This is a genomic window from Streptomyces sp. NPDC014801 (assembly GCF_043082085.1).
GTDB lineage: Bacteria > Actinomycetota > Actinomycetes > Streptomycetales > Streptomycetaceae > Streptomyces.
Window position 1 is genome coordinate 481,209 of the sequence record NZ_JBIBXG010000004.1, and the last position, 15,765, is coordinate 496,973.

Below are 15,765 nucleotides of genomic sequence, written 5' to 3' on the forward strand. Positions count from 1 at the left end.
GGACATCCCGGGCGGGGTGGGTGGCATACGCCACGCACCCCGCCCGTCGCCGTTCCCGCTACCGCTGAGTAGCATCCTGACCATGGCAGACACGCAGCAGGTTGACGCGAAGGCCGAGCGCACGGCGGACAAGCTCGCCCAGCGGATCAGCGCCTTCTCCAAGGCGCACGGCGGCGCCGAGGGCCAGGTGGCCTACATCGGCGAGCGCGGCGCGCGGATCGTCCTCGTCGGCGAGGACGGCGGCTGGGGCGACCTGGTGGCCCCGTCGTACGAGATCGCCGAGAAGGCCGTCGAGAAGTCCGGCATCACCGCCCACGAGGCGTTCGACGGCGAGTTCGCGGCCAAGGTGACCACGGGCGCGTACGAGTGGAAGCGGATGGCCGGCATTCAGGTGGGCGGCTGAGCATCACCTCCGCCCGGGTTCACCCGTTAGGACGGGTAGCGCACCGCGTCCGTCAGGGGGAACCCGGATGATCGAAACGCCGTCCCTCGTGGACCAGTACTGCCACGGCGTACTGAGAACGGAGCTGGGCCTCGGCACCTTCGAGGCCCAGCTGGCCCGCACCGAGGGACCACCGGCGCCGGGCACCACCCTCTTCGACACCCAGACCGGTTTCGCCGTACGGCGCTGGTGTCCGCCCCTGCTCGGCCTGGAACCGCACTGCCCGCCCGCCCGCTATCTGGCCCGGCGCCGCGAGCTGGGCGTCCTGGAGGCCGGCCGCCGGCTGCTGCGCGGCAGCGGCATCACGACGTATCTCGTCGACACCGGCCTGCCCGGCGACCTCACCGGGCCCGCCGAGATGGCCACCGCCGGCGACGCCGCCGCCCACGAGATCGTCCGGCTCGAACAACTCGCGGAGCAGGTCGCCGACACCTCCGGGACCGTCGAGTCCTTCCTCGCCAACCTCGCCGAATCGGTGCACGGCGCCGCCGCGGACGCCGTCGCCTTCACCTCGGTGGCGGGCATACGGCACGGTCTCGCGCTCGCGCCGGAGCCGCCCGGGCCGGGGGAGGTGCGGGGCGCCGCCGGACGCTGGCTGGCCGGCCGCCGCGTCGGGGGCGAGCTGAGCGATCCGGTGCTGCTGCGCCACCTGCTGTGGATCGCGGTGGCCTCCGGGCTGCCGCTGCAGCTGCACGCCGGGCTGGGGGAGCCGGGGCAGCGCACCGACCGCACCGACCCCGTGCTGCTCACCGACTTCGTCCGCGCCACCGCCGGCCTCGGCACCGACCTGATCCTGCTGCACGGCTACCCCTACCACCGGCACGCCGCCCATCTCGCCGGGGTCTTCCCGCACGTCTACGCCGACGCGGGCGCCGCGCTGGTGCGCACCGGTGCCCGGGCGGCGAGCGTCCTCGCCGAGGTGCTGGAACTCGCGCCCTTCGGCAAGATCCTCTTCTCCAGCGGAGGGCGCGGCCTGCCCGAACTGCACGTCGTCGCGGCCCGTCTCTTCCGCGAGGCCCTCGGCCGGGTCCTGGGCGGCTGGGTGGCCGAGGACGCGTGGTCCCTCCAGGACGCGCAACGCGTCGCGCTCATGCTGGCGTCGGGGAACGCGGAGCGGGTGTACGGGCTGCGGTGACCGAGGCCTGTGGCGGGTCGTTGACCCGGGTGGCGTGCGCCGCCCGCGGGGGTGGTCCGTACTGGACGTACCCGATGACTCCTTGCGCGAGTCGCTCCCCGCCTCGCGCGGCGCGCGCCTTCGTCAGCCGGAGGCCGGCTCGAGCCGGTCCGCGGGTGCCGGTACGGACGCAGCCGGGTCGATGCCGGGGCGCTCGCGCAGCGCCAGCAGCACCCGCAGGACGCCGATCCACATCAGGGCCGAGCCCAGCATGTGCAAGCCGACCAGGGCTTCCGGCAGCTTGGTGAAGTACTGGATGTAACCCACAGCGCCCTGGCCCAGCAGGATCAGGAACAGATCCCGCGTCCGCGCCAGCGGGCCCTTGGGCGCGTCGACCGCCTTGAGCACGAACCACAGCGCGAACGTCAGCGTGACCACGATCCACGCCAGGACGGCGTGCAGCTTGGCGACCGCCTCCCAGTCCACCGGGATGCGGTCCACCTCGCTGGAGTCACCCGCGTGCGGCCCGGCGCCGGTCACCACGGTGCCGACCGCGATCAGCAGCACGGAGGCGACCAGCAGGAACCACACCAGCTGCTGCACGGACTTGCCGACCAGCGGCCGGGGCGCCCCGTCGCCCTCCCGGGTGCGCTGCCACATCACCGTCGCCACGGCGATCAGGGCGGTGGAGAGCAGGAAGTGCGCGGCGACCGTGTACGGGTTCAGGCCGACGAGGACGACGATGCCGCCGAGCACGGCGTTGCCCATGACGATCCAGAACTGGGCCCAGCCCAGCCGGGTCAGGCTGCGCCGCCAGGGCTTCTGCGAGCGGGCCGCGATGATCGCCCAGCCGACGGCCGCGCACAGCACGTACGTCAGCATGCGGTTGCCGAACTCGATCGCGCCGTGGAAGCCCATCGCGCTGGTCGCGGTCAGCGAGTCGTCGGTGCACTTGGGCCAGGTCGGGCAGCCCAGCCCGGAGCTGGTCAGGCGCACGGCGCCGCCGGTGACCACGATGATCACGGCCATGACGACGGCGGACAGGGCCGCCCGCTGGACCGTCTTGTGGGTCGGCGTCCAGCGTGCGGCGATGAAGGCGAGCGGGTTGCGCGCGGCCGCGGTGGCGTCGGCGCGGGTCAGCTTTGGCACGCCGTCCATGGTAGGCGCCTGCTTGTGCACGCTTTCACGAGGGTCCATCGGCGCCTACTCCCAGCGGAAGAACTTCCCGGCGGCCGCGAGTCCCGCGACCGCCCACACGGCGAGGATCCCGAGGTCGCCCCAGGGCATCCCGGCCCCGTGCTGGAGCACGTCCCGCAGGCCGTCGGACAGGGCGGAGATGGGCAGCAGGGCCAGCACGTCCTGGACGCCGGCGGGGAACTTGTCCAGCGGCACGATCACCCCGCCGCCGACGAGCAGCAGCAGGAAGACGAGGTTGGCGGCGGCCAGGGTGGCCTCGGCCTTGAGGGTGCCGGCCATCAGCAGGCCGAGCCCGGAGAAGGCGGCCGTGCCGGCGATCAGCAGGAGCAGCACGGCGAACGGGTTGCCGTGCGGCGACCAGCCCAGCGCGAAGGCGATCACGGTGAGCAGGATCACCTGGAGCACCTCGGTGACCAGCACGGACGCCGTCTTCGCGGTCATCAGGGCCCAGCGGGGCAGCGGCGAGGACGCCAGCCGCTTGAGCACGCCGTAGCGGCGCTCGAAGCCGGTGGCGATGGCCTGCCCGGTGAACGCCGTGGACATCACGGCGAGGGCCAGGATGCCCGGGGCGAGGAAGTCGACGGCCTTGCCCGCGCCGGTGTCGACGATGTCGACGGAGCTGAAGAGCGCCAGCAGCAGGGTCGGGATGATCACGGTGAGCAGCAGCTGTTCGCCGTTGCGCAGCAGCATCCGCGTCTCCAGTGCCGCCTGGGCCGCGATCATGCGGGACAGCGGCGCCGCCCCGGGGCGCGGGGTGTAGGTGCCGGTGGCGGTCACGAGCGCAGCTCCTTGCCGGTGAGTTCCAAGAAGACGTCCTCGAGGGTGTGGCGTTCGACCGAGATCTTGTCCGGCATCACCCCGTGCTGGGCGCACCAGGAGGTGACGGTCGCGAGCAGCTGCGGGTCGACCTTGCCGTTCACCCGGTAGGACCCGGGGCTCAGCTCGGCGGCCGAGCAGTCGGCCGGGAGCGCCTTGAGCAGGGAGGCGACGTCGAGGCCGGGGCGGCCGGAGAAGCGCAGCGTGTTCTCGGCGCCGCCCTTGCACAGCTCCTCGGGGGAGCCCTGGGCGATCACCCGGCCCGCGTCGATGATGGCGACGTCGTCGGCGAGCTGCTCGGCCTCCTCCATGTAGTGCGTGGTGAGGATCACGGAGACCCCGTCGGCGCGCAGGTCGCGGACCAGGTCCCAGGTGGCGCGGCGGGCCTGCGGGTCGAGGCCGGCGGTGGGCTCGTCGAGGAAGACCAGTTCGGGGCGGCCGACGACGGCCATGGCGAGCGCGAGCCGCTGCTGCTGACCGCCGGACAGGCGCCGGTAGGAGGTGCGGCCGCAGGAGCCGAGCCCGAGCCGCTCGACGAGCGCGTCGACGTCGAGGGGGTGGGCGTGCAGCTTGGCCATGTGCCGCAGCATCTCGTCGGCCCGGGCGCCGGAGTAGACGCCGCCGGACTGGAGCATCACGCCGATCCGGGGCCGCAGGTCAGCCGAGTCCCGGACGGGGTCGAGGCCCAGGACACGCACCGTGCCGGCGTCCGGCTTCCGGTACCCCTCGCAGGTCTCGACCGTGGTCGTCTTGCCGGCGCCGTTGGGGCCGAGGACGGCGGTCACGCCCGCCCGGGCCACCAGGTCGAGGCCGTCCACCGCGGTTTTCGTGCCGTACCGCTTCACCAGGGCCTGGACCTGGACGACGGGCTCATCTCGCATGGCACCCGAGTCTAGGGAGCCGGGAACGCCCGCGGACGCGCGGGTGCCGAACTGCCCGCCCGCCCTGTCCGCTCACCCGGGGCGCCGGGGATCTCCGCTCACCCGGGGCGCCGGGGATCTCCGCTCACCCGGGGCGCCGGGGATCTCCGCTCACCCGGGGCGGCCCGGGATCTCCTCCTCGCGCGGCCGGTGGACCGGCAGCCAGCGTTCCGCGTAGGCCACCGCGTCCGCGACGGGGAACAGCCGGGCCTCGGCCGCGCCCACCCGTCCGCGCACGACCGGGCGGTCCCGCTCGAAGTCGTGACCGAGTTCGTCGAAGCGGTCGGAGGTGATCGACACCTCGATCACCGTCTCCCAGCCCCCGCCCGGCGCCGGCCGGCCGACCTCGGTCAGGGGGGAGGGGATGCGGTATTCGGCCAGGTGGAAGGCGGTGCACGAGTCGTAGCCGGCGCCGAGCAGCAGGACCCGCGCGCCGAGCCTCTCCAGCTTCGCCAGCGGGCTGCTCTCCCCGAGGCGGCAGTCGGGGGCGTGGCCCTCGGTGATCCGCGCCGCGCACGGGCCGATCGCCGCGAACGAGGTCTGGGGGTGGGCGCTGCGCAGGGCGCCGGGCCAGGTGCGCACGGTCTCCGGGATCACGCCGACCCCTCGGCTCGGGGTGACGCCGGGGTCGTACGGCGGCATGGTGGCGCGGATCGTGTCCCACCACGCGCGGGGCACCGGGGGATTGCTCCACAGCGCCGGGTCGGACAGGTCGCCGGTCTGGGTGGGGACCACCAGGGTGCCGGTGGGGCCGAGCGCGTCGAGCAGGCCGCGTACCACCGCGACGGGGCCGCCGTTCACCCAGCCGAGCGAACGCAGCGAGGAGTGCACCAGAAGGATCTCGCCGGGCCGCACGCCGAGGTGCCGCAGCTGTGTGGCCACGGTGTCTCGTGTGACCAGTGGGCCGGTGAGAGGCGTCGTCGGCATGGCACCGCAGTCTCGCCCACGACCTGCGCGGACGCCACCCTTTTGATCGATCAAAGATCGTTTGCGCAGGTCAGATTAGGTATGCCTAAGTGACGCAGGGCACCATCCGCCCGCCGGGACGCCGCTTGTCACGCTCGGAGGAATTACGCAACAATGGCGTTGTGAAAAACGTCGGCGAGGCTCGGGAGACCCCCACGGGGACCCCGCAGGAGGAGCTCGCGGCTGGGATGCGCTCGGATCGCTCGACGCGCAACCGGGTCGCGCGGTCGATCCTGGACCACGGCCCGTCGACCGTCGCCGAGCTGGCCACGCGGCTGGGCCTCACCCAGGCGGCCGTACGGCGCCATCTGGACGCGCTCGTCGCCGACGACGTCGTGGAGCCGCGCGAGCAGCGGGTGTACGGCACGCGCACGCGCGGGCGCCCCGCGAAGGTCTTCGCGCTCACCGACTGCGGCCGCGACGCCTTCGACCAGTCCTACGACAAGCTCGCCGCCGACGCCATGCGCTGGATCGCCGAGCGGGAGGGCGGCCGCGAGGCCGTCGCCGCGTTCGCCCGCGCCCGGATCGCCGCGCAGGCCGGCGCCTACCGCGCGGCGGTCGAGGCCGCGCCCCCGGAGAAGCGCACCGAAGCGCTGGCCAAGGCCCTGAGCACGGACGGGTACGCTGCTACCGCGCGGAGCGCGCCCGTCGGTGAGCAGCTGTGCCAGCACCACTGCCCGGTCGCCCACGTCGCCGAGCAGTTCCCGCAGCTGTGCGAGGCCGAGACGGAATTTTTCGCCGAGCTTCTCGGTACGCATGTGCAGCGGCTCGCGACCATCGCCCACGGCGACGGCGTCTGCACGACCTTCATCCCCAAGATCGATCCCAAGACCGATCCCACGTTGTCCACTGACGCATCTGCAAGCACGGCCGGGAGGAACCCCGCATGACTCTCCCCACGGAGACTGCCCACCCTGAGCTCGAGGGCCTGGGCAAGTACGAATACGGCTGGGCCGACCGCGACGAAGCCGGTGCGTCGGCGCGGCGTGGTCTGAACGAGGACGTCGTCCGTGACATCTCGTCCAAGAAGGACGAGCCGGAGTGGATGACGAAGCTTCGCCTCAAGGGGCTGAGGCTCTTCGAGAAGAAGCCCATGCCGAACTGGGGCTCGGACCTGTCGGGGATCGACTTCGACAACATCAAGTACTTCGTGCGCTCCACGGAGAAGCAGGCGGAGTCCTGGGAGGACCTGCCCGAGGACATCAAGAACACCTACGACAAGCTGGGCATCCCGGAGGCCGAGAAGAAGCGCCTCGTCGCCGGTGTCGCCGCCCAGTACGAGTCGGAGGTCGTCTACCACCAGATCCGCGAGGACCTGGAGGAGCAGGGCGTCATCTTCCTCGACACCGACACCGCGCTGAAGGAGCACCCGGAGCTCTTCAAGGAGTACTTCGGCACGGTCATCCCGGCCGGTGACAACAAGTTCGCCGCGCTGAACACCGCCGTGTGGTCCGGTGGCTCCTTCATCTACGTGCCGAAGGGCGTGCATGTCGAGATCCCGCTGCAGGCCTACTTCCGGATCAACACCGAGAACATGGGCCAGTTCGAGCGGACCCTGATCATCGTCGACGAGGGCGCCTACGTGCACTACGTCGAGGGTTGTACGGCCCCGATCTACAAGTCGGACTCGCTGCACTCCGCGGTCGTCGAGATCATCGTCAAGAAGAACGCCCGCTGCCGCTACACGACCATCCAGAACTGGTCGAACAACGTCTACAACCTGGTCACCAAGCGCGCCGTGGCCTACGAGGGCGCGACCATGGAGTGGGTCGACGGCAACATCGGCTCCAAGGTGACGATGAAGTACCCGGCCGTCTACCTGATGGGCGAGCACGCCAAGGGCGAGACCCTGTCCATCGCCTTCGCCGGCGAGGGCCAGCACCAGGACGCCGGCGCCAAGATGGTCCACATGGCGCCGAACACCTCCTCCAACATCGTCTCCAAGTCGGTGGCGCGCGGTGGCGGCCGTACGTCCTACCGCGGTCTGATCGAGATCGGCGAGGGCGCCGCCGGGTCGAAGTCCAACGTGCTGTGCGACGCGCTGCTCGTGGACACCATCTCCCGGTCGGACACCTACCCTTACGTCGACGTCCGCGAGGACGACGTGTCCATGGGCCACGAGGCCACCGTCTCCAAGGTCTCCGAGGACCAGCTCTTCTACCTGATGAGCCGCGGTCTCGCCGAGGACGAGGCGATGGCGATGATCGTGCGCGGCTTCGTCGAGCCGATCGCCAAGGAGCTGCCCATGGAGTACGCGCTGGAGCTCAACCGGCTGATCGAGCTGCAGATGGAGGGCGCGGTCGGCTAATCCCCGGCCCGGGGCGGCCCCCGCGCCGCCCCGCCGTCCCCGTCAAGCCCCATACGTAACGGAAAGCGAGCACTACGACAGCCATGGCTGAGGCCCAGAACTCCCCCACCCTCGAATCCACTCGGGCGGGGGGACCCCCACCCTTGGGGTCGACGACCTCCGGCGCCATCGCGGTGGCCGGGGAGTCCACCGTCGCCACCCGCATGAGCGCCCCGCCCTCCTTCGACGTCGCGGACTTCCCGGTCCCGCACGGCCGTGAGGAGGAGTGGCGGTTCACCCCGCTGGAGCGCCTGCGCGGGCTGCACGACGGCACCGCCACCACCTCCGGCGACGGTGTGAAGGTCGACGTGCAGGCCCCCGAGGGCGTCATCGTCGAGACCGTCGGCCGCGACGACGCGCGGCTCGGCAAGGCGGGCACGCCGGTGGACCGCGTCGCCGCCCAGGCGTACTCGTCCTTCGAGAAGGCCTCGGTCGTGACCGTGCCGAAGGAGACCGTCCTCACCGAGCCGATCCGCATCGCGGTGCACGGCGAGGGCGGCACCCGCTTCGGTCACCAGGTCGTCGAGCTGGGCGCGTTCGCCGAGGCCGTCGTGGTCATCGACCACACCGGTGACGCGGTGCTCGCCGCCAACGTCGACTACATCCTCGGCGACGGCGCCAAGCTGACCGTCGTCTCCGTGCAGGACTGGGACGACAAGTCCGTGCACGTGGCCCAGCACAACGCGCTGATCGGCCGCGACGCCTCCTTCAAGTCGGTCGTCGTCACCTTCGGCGGCGACGTCGTCCGCCTGCACCCGCGCGTCAGCTACGCCGGCCCCGGCGGCGAGGCCGAGCTGTTCGGCCTGTACTTCACGGACGCCGGCCAGCACCAGGAGCACCGCCTCCTGGTCGACCACAACGTGCCGCACTGCAAGTCCAACGTCGTCTACAAGGGCGCGCTGCAGGGCGACGAGGCGCACGCGGTGTGGATCGGCGACGTGCTCATCGAGGCCGCGGCCGAGGGCACCGACACCTACGAGATGAACCGCAACCTGGTCCTCACGGACGGCGCGCGCGTCGACTCGGTGCCGAACCTGGAGATCGAGACCGGCGAGATCGTCGGCGCCGGCCACGCCTCCGCCACCGGCCGCTTCGACGACGAGCAGCTGTTCTACCTGATGGCCCGTGGCATCCCGGAGCACGAGGCCCGCCGCCTGGTCGTGCGCGGCTTCTTCGCCGAGCTGGTCCAGCAGATCGGCGTCGCCGACATCGAGGAGCGCCTGATCGCGAAGATCGAGCAGGAGCTGGAGGCCTCGGTCGCATGACCTTCGTACGCGCCTGTGGCGTCAGCGAGCTGGAGGAGGACACCCCGAAGCGGGTGGAACTCGACGGCACGCCCGTGTCCATCGTGCGGACCGAGGGCGAGGTCTACGCGATCCACGACATCTGCTCGCACGCGAACGTCTCCCTCTCCGAGGGCGAGGTCGACGACTGCCACATCGAGTGCTGGCTGCACGGCTCGCGCTTCGACCTGCGCTCCGGCAAGCCCGACAGTCTTCCGGCGACGCGTCCCGTCCCCGTATACCCCGTAAAGATCGAAGGGGACGACGTGCTCGTCTCCCTCTCCCAGGAGTCCTGAGGCACCCATGGCAACGCTTGAAATCCGAGACCTGCACGTCACCGTCGAGGCCGACAACGCCACGAAGGAGATCCTCAAGGGCGTCGACCTCACCGTGAAGCAGGGCGAGACGCACGCCATCATGGGCCCCAACGGCTCGGGCAAGTCGACCCTCGCCTACTCGCTCGCGGGTCACCCGAAGTACACCATCACCGGCGGCACCGTCACCCTGGACGGCGAGGACGTGCTGGAGATGAGCGTCGACGAGCGCGCCCGCGCGGGCCTGTTCCTGGCGATGCAGTACCCGGTCGAGGTCCCCGGCGTCTCGGTCTCCAACTTCCTGCGCACCTCCGCCACCGCCGTGCGCGGCGAGGCCCCCAAGCTGCGCACCTGGGTGAAGGAGGTCAAGGAGGCCATGGAGCGCCTCAACATGGACCCCTCCTTCGCCGAGCGCAACGTGAACGAGGGCTTCTCCGGCGGTGAGAAGAAGCGTCACGAGATCCTCCAGCTGGAGCTGCTCAAGCCGAAGGTCGCGATCCTCGACGAGACCGACTCCGGCTTGGACGTCGACGCCCTGCGCATCGTCTCCGAGGGCGTCAACCGCGTCCGCGAGACCGGCGAGGTCGGCACCCTGCTGATCACGCACTACACGCGCATCCTGCGCTACATCAAGCCCGACCACGTCCACGTGTTCGCCGGCGGGCGGATCGTCGAGTCCGGCGGTGCCGAGCTCGCCGACCAGCTCGAGGCCGAGGGCTACGACAAGTACGTGAAGGGTGGCGCATCCGCGTGACACAGCTGCCGGGCCTCCTCGACACCGAGGCGATCCGCAAGGACTTCCCGATCCTGGACCGCGTGCTCCACGACGGCAGGAAGCTGGTGTACCTGGACAACGCGGCGACCTCGCAGACGCCGCGCCAGGTCCTCGACGTGCTCTCCGAGTACTACGAGCAGCACAACGCCAACGTCCACCGCGGCGTGCACGTCCTCGCCGAGGAGGCCACGGCGCTGTACGAGGGTGCGCGGGACAAGGTCGCCGAGTTCATCAACGCACCCAGCCGCGACGAGGTGATCTTCACCAAGAACGCCTCCGAGTCGCTGAACCTCGTGGCCAACATGCTCGGCTGGGCCGACGAGCCCTACCGGGTGGACCGCGAGACCGAGATCGTCATCACGGAGATGGAGCACCACTCCAACATCGTGCCGTGGCAGCTGCTCGCGCAGCGCACGGGCGCGAAGCTGAAGTGGTTCGGCCTCACCGACGACGGCCGCCTCGACCTGTCCAACATCGACGAGATCATCACCGAGAAGACGAAGATCGTCTCCTTCGTGCTGGTCTCCAACATCCTGGGCACGGTCAACCCGGTCGAGGCGATCGTGCGCCGCGCCCAGGAGGTCGGCGCCCTGGTCTGCATCGACGCCTCGCAGGCCGCGCCGCACATGCCGCTGGACGTGCAGGCGCTGCAGGCCGACTTCGTGGCCTTCACCGGCCACAAGATGTGCGGCCCGACCGGCATCGGCGTGCTGTGGGGCCGCCAGGAGCTGCTGGAGGACCTGCCCCCGTTCCTGGGCGGCGGCGAGATGATCGAGACCGTCTCGATGCACTCCTCCACCTACGCCCCGGCGCCGCACAAGTTCGAGGCGGGCACCCCGCCGATCGCGCAGGCGGTCGGGCTGGGCGCCGCGATCGACTACCTCAACTCGATCGGCATGGCCAAGGTCCTCGCCCACGAGCACGCGCTGACCGAGTACGCGGTGCAGCGGCTGGCGCAGGTCCCGGACCTGAGGATCATCGGCCCCACCACGGCCGAGGACCGCGGTGCGGCGATCTCCTTCACGCTCGGTGACATCCACCCGCACGACGTGGGCCAGGTCCTCGACGAGCAGGGCATCGCGGTCCGTGTCGGTCACCACTGCGCGCGGCCGGTCTGCCTCCGCTACGGAATTCCTGCGACCACGCGAGCGTCGTTCTATCTGTACTCCACGCCGGCCGAGATCGACGCTCTGGTCGACGGTCTGGAGCACGTACGGAACTTCTTCGGCTGAGGGGCGTGAACTCAAAACCGTGAAGCTGGACTCGATGTACCAGGAAGTCATCCTGGACCACTACAAGAACCCGCACGGCCGGGGCTTGCGGGATGGCGACGCCGAGGTGCACCACGTCAACCCGACGTGCGGCGACGAGATCACGCTCCGCGTCAAGTACGACGGAACGACGATCGCGGACGTCTCGTACGAGGGCCAGGGCTGCTCCATCAGCCAGGCCTCGGCCTCCGTGCTGAACGAGCTGCTGGTCGGCAAGGAGCTGTCCGACGCGCAGAGGATCCAGGAGACCTTCCTGGAGCTGATGCAGTCCAAGGGCAGGATCGAGCCCGACGACACGATGGAGGACCTCCTGGAGGACGCGGTCGCGTTCGCCGGGGTGTCCAAGTACCCGGCACGGGTCAAGTGCGCCCTCCTCAGCTGGATGGCGTGGAAGGACGCGACGGCCCAGGCGCTGGGCGGCGCCGACGCCGAAAGGAAGACGGCATGACCGACACCGCTGAGATGAAGCCGGCCTCGGAGGAGGAGCTCCGCGAGGCGCTGATGGACGTCGTCGACCCCGAGCTGGGCATCGACGTCGTCAACCTCGGCCTGATCTACGGCATCCACATCGACGACGCGAACATCGCGACCGTCGACATGACGCTGACCTCGGCGGCCTGCCCGCTGACCGACGTGATCGAGGACCAGGCCAAGTCCGCCACGGACGGCCTGGTCAACGAGCTGCGCATCAACTGGGTCTGGATGCCGCCGTGGGGCCCGGACAAGATCACCGACGACGGCCGCGAGCAGCTGCGGGCGCTCGGTTTCAACGTCTGACGGCCACCGGCCACCGGCCGGCGCATGAAAAGGGCGGCACCTTCGGGTGCCGCCCTTTTCGTGTCCGCGTCTCGCGCCGCCGCCCACCCATGTGTACGGTCGTACACATGGGATACCTCACGCTCGTCGCCGCCATCGCCGCCGAGGTGGCCGCGACCACGGCCCTGAAGTACAGCGACGGCTTCAGCAGACTGTGGCCCTCCGTGCTGACCGCACTCGGCTACGTCGTCTCCTTCGTCCTGCTCGCCCAGACCCTGAAGTCGGTGTCGGTGGGCACCGCCTACGCCATCTGGTCCGGTCTGGGCACCGCGAGCATCGCGGCGATCGGGCTGATCTTCTTCGGCGAGGGCCTGGGCGCGGCGAAGATCGCCGGGATCCTGCTGATCATCGCCGGGGTGGCGGTGCTCAACCTCGGGGGCGCCCACTGATGGCCCGGCGCTACGACCCCGAGCGGCGGCAGCGGATCATCGACGCGGCCCTGCGGGTGGCCGGCGACAAGGGGCTGGCCGGGCTCAGCCACCGCAGCGTCGCCGCCGAGGCCGACGTGCCGCTCGGCTCCACGACGTACCACTTCGCGAGCCTGGACGATCTGATGGTCGCCGCGCTGCGGCAGGCCAACGAGGGCTTCGACGCACTGCTCGCCGCGCGCGGCGGCCTGACCGACGAGGGCTGCGACCTGGCGGCCGAACTCGCCGCCCTGCTCGGCGAGTGGCTGTCCCGCGAGCGCGCCGGCGTGGAACTGGAGTACGAGCTCTACCTCGCCGCCCTGCGCCGGCCCGCCCTGCGCCCGATCGCCGCGGAGTGGGTGAAGAGCGTCGTCGAGCGCCTCTCCGGGCGCACCGACCCGGTCACCGCGCGGGCCCTCGCGGCGCTGATGGACGGGATCTGCCTCCAGGTGCTGCTGACGGAGGCGGAGTACGACGAGGCCTACGCGCGGGAGGTGCTGGCGCGGATGATCCCCGACGGCGGTCAGGAGCTTGTCGACTGACGGGTGGTCAGCTCTCCTGGGTGTCCCGCGCGAGCCGGCCGATCTGGTCGAGCGCGGACTGGACGCTGCCCGCGATGTCGGTCACCGGGTACTGCACGTGCCGTACGACCCGGGCCCGGTCGACCACCAGCGTGAGCCGTTTGAGGCGGGTCGCGGCCGCCGCGCGGAACGTGGGCAGCCGCAGGGCGGTGATCAGCGACAGCTCGGCGTCGGACAGCAGGCGCTGGCCGAGCCGCTCCTTCTTTGCGAACGCCCGCTGCTCGTCCGGCCGTTGGGTGGACACGCCGTACACCGTGGCGCCGGCGGCGGTGAAGTCGGCGAGGCGGTCGCGGTAGGTGCAGGACTCCAGGGTGCAGCCGGGGGCGCCGGGGATCTCGGACCAGCCCGGCGGATAGGCCTCCGGGCGGGCGTAGGCGCCGGGGAAGCAGTACAGGACCGTGAACGGGGTGCCGTCGGCGACCGGGTCGCGGGGCTCGCCCGTGTCGTCCGGCAGCGTCAGCTCCGGCACCCGGGTGCCGAGGAGTTCGTGCACCCGCCGGGCCTGCGTGGACGCCTCGTCCGCCGTGGCCGACGTGGCGCCGTCGCCCAGCACCCAGGCGTCGCCCCAGTCCTGCAGGGCGACCAGCACCGGCAGCAGGGCGCGGCCACGCGGGGTGAGCCGGTACTCGTGGCGCACGGGGCGCTCCTGGTAGGGGACGCGGGCGAGGACGCCGGTGTCGACGAGCAGCCGTAGCCGCTCCGTGAGCACCTTGCGGGACATGCCGAGCTCGCGCTGCAGCTCGTCGAAGCGGTGCACGCCGCGTGCGGTGTCCCGCACGATCAGCAGGGTCCACCAGTCGCCCACCACGTCCAGGGCCTGGGCGATGGCACAGGTGGAGTCCTTCAGGGTCGTTCTGCGGGCCATGACCCCTCCACCTCTTCGTCCACCGGTCGTCGTTGACCCGAGGCTGCCATGCTGACATAGTCAGTTCCCAAAAGAAACTGACTGACGGGGGTGGGGTGGCGTGCGAGGTCTGAGGGACGTTCCGCGCGCGGTGTGGCTGCTGGCCGCCGGCAGCTTCGTGAACATGGCCGTGAGCGTGACCTTCGCCTACCTCTTCCTGTACCTGACGGGGCCGCGCGGCCTCGACCCCGGCCAGGCGGGCCTGCTGGCCGGCGCCGGGGGAGTGGGCCTGCTCGCCGGCAACCTCACCGGCGGCTGGTTCGGCGACCGGTTCGGCCACCGCCCGGCCCTCCTCGCCTCCGCCGTCACGGGCGGGCTGCTGCTGGCCGCCGTACCGCTGCTGCCGACGCCCGCGCTCTACGCCGCGCTGCCGCTCGCCCAGTACGCGGCGGGGGCGCAGCGGGCGGCGAGCTCGGCGCTGGTGGCGGTGATCGTGCCCGAGGGGGCGCGGCGGCAGGCGTTCGCGGTGACCCGGGCGGCGGCCAACGGCGGGTTCACCGTCGGCCCGCTGCTCGGCGCGCTCGTCGCGACCCGGCTGTCGTACGACTGGCTGTACGTCGCCGACGGCCTCGGCAGCGTGGCGCTGGCCTGCTGGACGGCACGGGTGGTGCCCGCGCGGCGGGATCCGGCCCACGGTGGGGCGGCGCAGGGGGCTCCCCTCGGGGAGGCGCGCGGCGGGAAGGCGCGCGGGGGGAAGGCGCGCCGTGGGGAGGCGCGCCGTGGGGAGGCGCTCTGGCCGGCGCTGCGGGCGCGGCCGGCGGTGCTGGTGCTGCTCGGCGCGATCGTCGTCGTGGACGTGGTCTACCGGCAGCAGTACACGACCTTCCCGGTCTACCTCGCCGACCACGGCCTGGACACCGGCGTCTACGGCTCCCTGCTCGCCGTCAACGGCGGGGTGCTGCTCTGCCTGGAACTGCCCGCCGCGCTCGCCCTGCGCCGCCGCTCGCCCCTGCCGGTGGTGGGAGCGGGCCTGCTGCTGGTCGCGGCGGGATACGGCGCCCTGCTGACAGGGGTGGGCATCGTCACGGCGGTGGCCATGATGACGCTGCTGACCTTCGGCGAACTCCTCTACAAGACCACCGCCACCGCCTACGTCGCCGACCGCGCCCCCGGCCACGCCATGGGCCGCTTCCAGTCGCTCTACGCCGGCGCGTCCATCACCGGCGTGGTCCTGGCCGCCCCGCTCGGCGGCGCGCTGTACGGGGCGGCACCGGACCTCCTGTGGCCCCTGTGCACAGCCGCGGCCGCGGCAGCGGGCTGCGCGGTAATGGCCGGGGGACGGCTGGAAGGGAGGCGGGTCCGCGGGAAGGCTGAGGCGGAAACGGCGGCGGCTGCGGAGGAGGCGGCGGCTGCGCTTGCCGGTCCTTCCGGCGCCGCTGGTGCCGCCGCGCCCTCTGCGCCCGCCGCTCCCGCCGGCCCCGCCGCTCCTGCCGCTCCTGCGGGACCCGCCGTGCCCGCCGTATCTCCCGGTCCCGCCGCGCCCATCCCGCCCGGCGTGCCGACCGCGCCCGCGGTCCCGGGGGCGGGCAGGCGCCGCGCGCCGCTGGTGTAAGAGCGGGAGGGCGTCCGCCCCCTCCCTCCCGATCCGTCCGCTCACCATCCCCGGGGCCGT

The 15,765-nt window shown here is 71.7% G+C and carries 18 protein-coding genes; 13 read left to right on the forward strand and 5 right to left on the reverse strand.

All coding sequences use genetic code 11. The features are described 5' to 3' along the window. The first annotated feature begins 82 nt into the window (after window positions 1-82). Entirely contained in the window at window positions 83-403 is a 321-nt protein-coding gene (locus ACF1AL_RS11585; RefSeq protein WP_391825846.1) for a hypothetical protein, read from the forward strand. A 67-nt stretch (window positions 404-470) separates the two neighbouring features. After that, window positions 471-1,577: an amidohydrolase family protein gene (locus tag ACF1AL_RS11590; RefSeq protein WP_391825847.1), complete on the forward strand. Its 1,107-nt coding sequence runs from the start codon at window positions 471-473 to the stop codon at window positions 1,575-1,577. Window positions 1,578-1,700: 123 nt separating this feature from the next. Here the strand turns inward: ACF1AL_RS11590 and ACF1AL_RS11595 are convergent, their stop codons facing one another. The 4 genes from ACF1AL_RS11595 to ACF1AL_RS11610 form a co-directional block, all read right to left on the reverse strand. Next, the gene (locus tag ACF1AL_RS11595; protein ID WP_366840645.1) at window positions 1,701-2,714 is read right to left on the reverse strand and encodes a COX15/CtaA family protein; all 1,014 of its coding nucleotides are present in this window, start codon (window positions 2,712-2,714) and stop codon (window positions 1,701-1,703) included. A gap of 45 nt (window positions 2,715-2,759) precedes the next feature. Next, window positions 2,760-3,530 (reverse strand): ABC transporter permease, encoded by a 771-nt coding sequence (locus tag ACF1AL_RS11600; protein ID WP_384206927.1) that lies wholly within the window; start codon window positions 3,528-3,530, stop codon window positions 2,760-2,762. Further along, window positions 3,527-4,450, reverse strand: coding sequence for an ABC transporter ATP-binding protein (locus ACF1AL_RS11605; protein WP_366840647.1), 924 nt, complete (start codon window positions 4,448-4,450; stop codon window positions 3,527-3,529). Before ACF1AL_RS11605 ends, ACF1AL_RS11600 begins: the two co-directional genes overlap by 4 nt. A 150-nt stretch (window positions 4,451-4,600) precedes the next feature. Continuing rightward, window positions 4,601-5,416: an aminoglycoside N(3)-acetyltransferase gene (locus ACF1AL_RS11610; protein ID WP_391825848.1), complete on the reverse strand. Its 816-nt coding sequence runs from the start codon at window positions 5,414-5,416 to the stop codon at window positions 4,601-4,603. A 161-nt stretch (window positions 5,417-5,577) separates the two neighbouring features. Between ACF1AL_RS11610 and ACF1AL_RS11615 the strand changes: the two genes are divergently transcribed. The 10 genes from ACF1AL_RS11615 to ACF1AL_RS11660 all read left to right on the forward strand — a co-directional run bounded on the left by ACF1AL_RS11615 (window position 5,578) and on the right by ACF1AL_RS11660 (window position 13,210). Beyond that, window positions 5,578-6,345, forward strand: a complete 768-nt coding sequence (locus ACF1AL_RS11615) for a helix-turn-helix transcriptional regulator (protein WP_391660553.1) — start codon at window positions 5,578-5,580, stop codon at window positions 6,343-6,345. Next, on the forward strand, window positions 6,342-7,763 hold the full coding sequence (gene sufB, locus ACF1AL_RS11620; RefSeq protein ID WP_103784218.1) for a Fe-S cluster assembly protein SufB: 1,422 nt from the start codon (window positions 6,342-6,344) through the stop codon (window positions 7,761-7,763). The genes ACF1AL_RS11615 and sufB overlap by 4 nt, the downstream gene beginning before the upstream one ends. Window positions 7,764-7,846: 83 nt before the next feature. Next, window positions 7,847-9,067: a Fe-S cluster assembly protein SufD gene (sufD, locus tag ACF1AL_RS11625; protein ID WP_391825849.1), complete on the forward strand. Its 1,221-nt coding sequence runs from the start codon at window positions 7,847-7,849 to the stop codon at window positions 9,065-9,067. Beyond that, a complete protein-coding gene (locus ACF1AL_RS11630) occupies window positions 9,064-9,381 on the forward strand; it encodes a non-heme iron oxygenase ferredoxin subunit (RefSeq protein ID WP_366840652.1) in 318 nt (105 codons plus the stop codon). The genes sufD and ACF1AL_RS11630 overlap by 4 nt, the downstream gene beginning before the upstream one ends. Before the next feature lie 7 nt (window positions 9,382-9,388). After that, entirely contained in the window at window positions 9,389-10,153 is a 765-nt protein-coding gene (gene sufC, locus ACF1AL_RS11635) for a Fe-S cluster assembly ATPase SufC (protein ID WP_366840653.1), read from the forward strand. Further along, window positions 10,150-11,406, forward strand: a complete 1,257-nt coding sequence (locus tag ACF1AL_RS11640) for a cysteine desulfurase (RefSeq protein ID WP_391825850.1) — start codon at window positions 10,150-10,152, stop codon at window positions 11,404-11,406. Before sufC ends, ACF1AL_RS11640 begins: the two co-directional genes overlap by 4 nt. Before the next feature lie 19 nt (window positions 11,407-11,425). Then, window positions 11,426-11,893, forward strand: coding sequence for a Fe-S cluster assembly sulfur transfer protein SufU (gene sufU / locus ACF1AL_RS11645; protein ID WP_366840655.1), 468 nt, complete (start codon window positions 11,426-11,428; stop codon window positions 11,891-11,893). After that, window positions 11,890-12,222, forward strand: coding sequence for a metal-sulfur cluster assembly factor (locus ACF1AL_RS11650; protein WP_103784224.1), 333 nt, complete (start codon window positions 11,890-11,892; stop codon window positions 12,220-12,222). Before sufU ends, ACF1AL_RS11650 begins: the two co-directional genes overlap by 4 nt. Before the next feature lie 107 nt (window positions 12,223-12,329). Then, window positions 12,330-12,650 (forward strand): DMT family transporter, encoded by a 321-nt coding sequence (locus tag ACF1AL_RS11655; RefSeq protein ID WP_384206915.1) that lies wholly within the window; start codon window positions 12,330-12,332, stop codon window positions 12,648-12,650. Continuing rightward, window positions 12,650-13,210: a TetR/AcrR family transcriptional regulator gene (locus ACF1AL_RS11660; RefSeq protein ID WP_391820648.1), complete on the forward strand. Its 561-nt coding sequence runs from the start codon at window positions 12,650-12,652 to the stop codon at window positions 13,208-13,210. Before ACF1AL_RS11655 ends, ACF1AL_RS11660 begins: the two co-directional genes overlap by 1 nt. 7 nt (window positions 13,211-13,217) lie before the next feature. Here ACF1AL_RS11660 and ACF1AL_RS11665 read toward each other — a convergent pair whose 3' ends face one another. Beyond that, a complete protein-coding gene (locus tag ACF1AL_RS11665; RefSeq protein WP_391825851.1) occupies window positions 13,218-14,114 on the reverse strand; it encodes a winged helix-turn-helix transcriptional regulator in 897 nt (298 codons plus the stop codon). Between the two features lie 100 nt (window positions 14,115-14,214). Here ACF1AL_RS11665 and ACF1AL_RS11670 point away from each other — a divergent pair, with 100 nt between their 5' ends. Beyond that, complete coding sequence (locus ACF1AL_RS11670) at window positions 14,215-15,705, forward strand: MFS transporter (RefSeq protein WP_391825852.1); 1,491 nt, start codon at window positions 14,215-14,217, stop codon at window positions 15,703-15,705. Window positions 15,706-15,765: the final 60 nt, after the last annotated feature.

Excerpts from the sequence above, each read along its gene's own strand:
- ACF1AL_RS11665 (WP_391825851.1), bottom strand. The coding sequence starts at position 14,114 with ATGGCCCGCAGAACGACCCTGAAGGACTCCACCTGTGCCATCGCCCAG.
- sufC (WP_366840653.1), top strand. The coding sequence starts at position 9,389 with ATGGCAACGCTTGAAATCCGAGACCTGCACGTCACCGTCGAGGCCGAC.
- ACF1AL_RS11650 (WP_103784224.1), top strand. The coding sequence starts at position 11,890 with ATGACCGACACCGCTGAGATGAAGCCGGCCTCGGAGGAGGAGCTCCGC.
- ACF1AL_RS11660 (WP_391820648.1), top strand. The coding sequence starts at position 12,650 with ATGGCCCGGCGCTACGACCCCGAGCGGCGGCAGCGGATCATCGACGCG.
- ACF1AL_RS11605 (WP_366840647.1), bottom strand. The coding sequence starts at position 4,450 with ATGCGAGATGAGCCCGTCGTCCAGGTCCAGGCCCTGGTGAAGCGGTAC.
- sufD (WP_391825849.1), top strand. The coding sequence starts at position 7,847 with ATGGCTGAGGCCCAGAACTCCCCCACCCTCGAATCCACTCGGGCGGGG.
- ACF1AL_RS11590 (WP_391825847.1), top strand. The coding sequence starts at position 471 with ATGATCGAAACGCCGTCCCTCGTGGACCAGTACTGCCACGGCGTACTG.
- ACF1AL_RS11610 (WP_391825848.1), bottom strand. The coding sequence starts at position 5,416 with ATGCCGACGACGCCTCTCACCGGCCCACTGGTCACACGAGACACCGTG.
- sufB (WP_103784218.1), top strand. The coding sequence starts at position 6,342 with ATGACTCTCCCCACGGAGACTGCCCACCCTGAGCTCGAGGGCCTGGGC.
- ACF1AL_RS11655 (WP_384206915.1), top strand. The coding sequence starts at position 12,330 with ATGGGATACCTCACGCTCGTCGCCGCCATCGCCGCCGAGGTGGCCGCG.
- ACF1AL_RS11585 (WP_391825846.1), top strand. The coding sequence starts at position 83 with ATGGCAGACACGCAGCAGGTTGACGCGAAGGCCGAGCGCACGGCGGAC.
- ACF1AL_RS11630 (WP_366840652.1), top strand. The coding sequence starts at position 9,064 with ATGACCTTCGTACGCGCCTGTGGCGTCAGCGAGCTGGAGGAGGACACC.
- ACF1AL_RS11595 (WP_366840645.1), bottom strand. The coding sequence starts at position 2,714 with ATGGACGGCGTGCCAAAGCTGACCCGCGCCGACGCCACCGCGGCCGCG.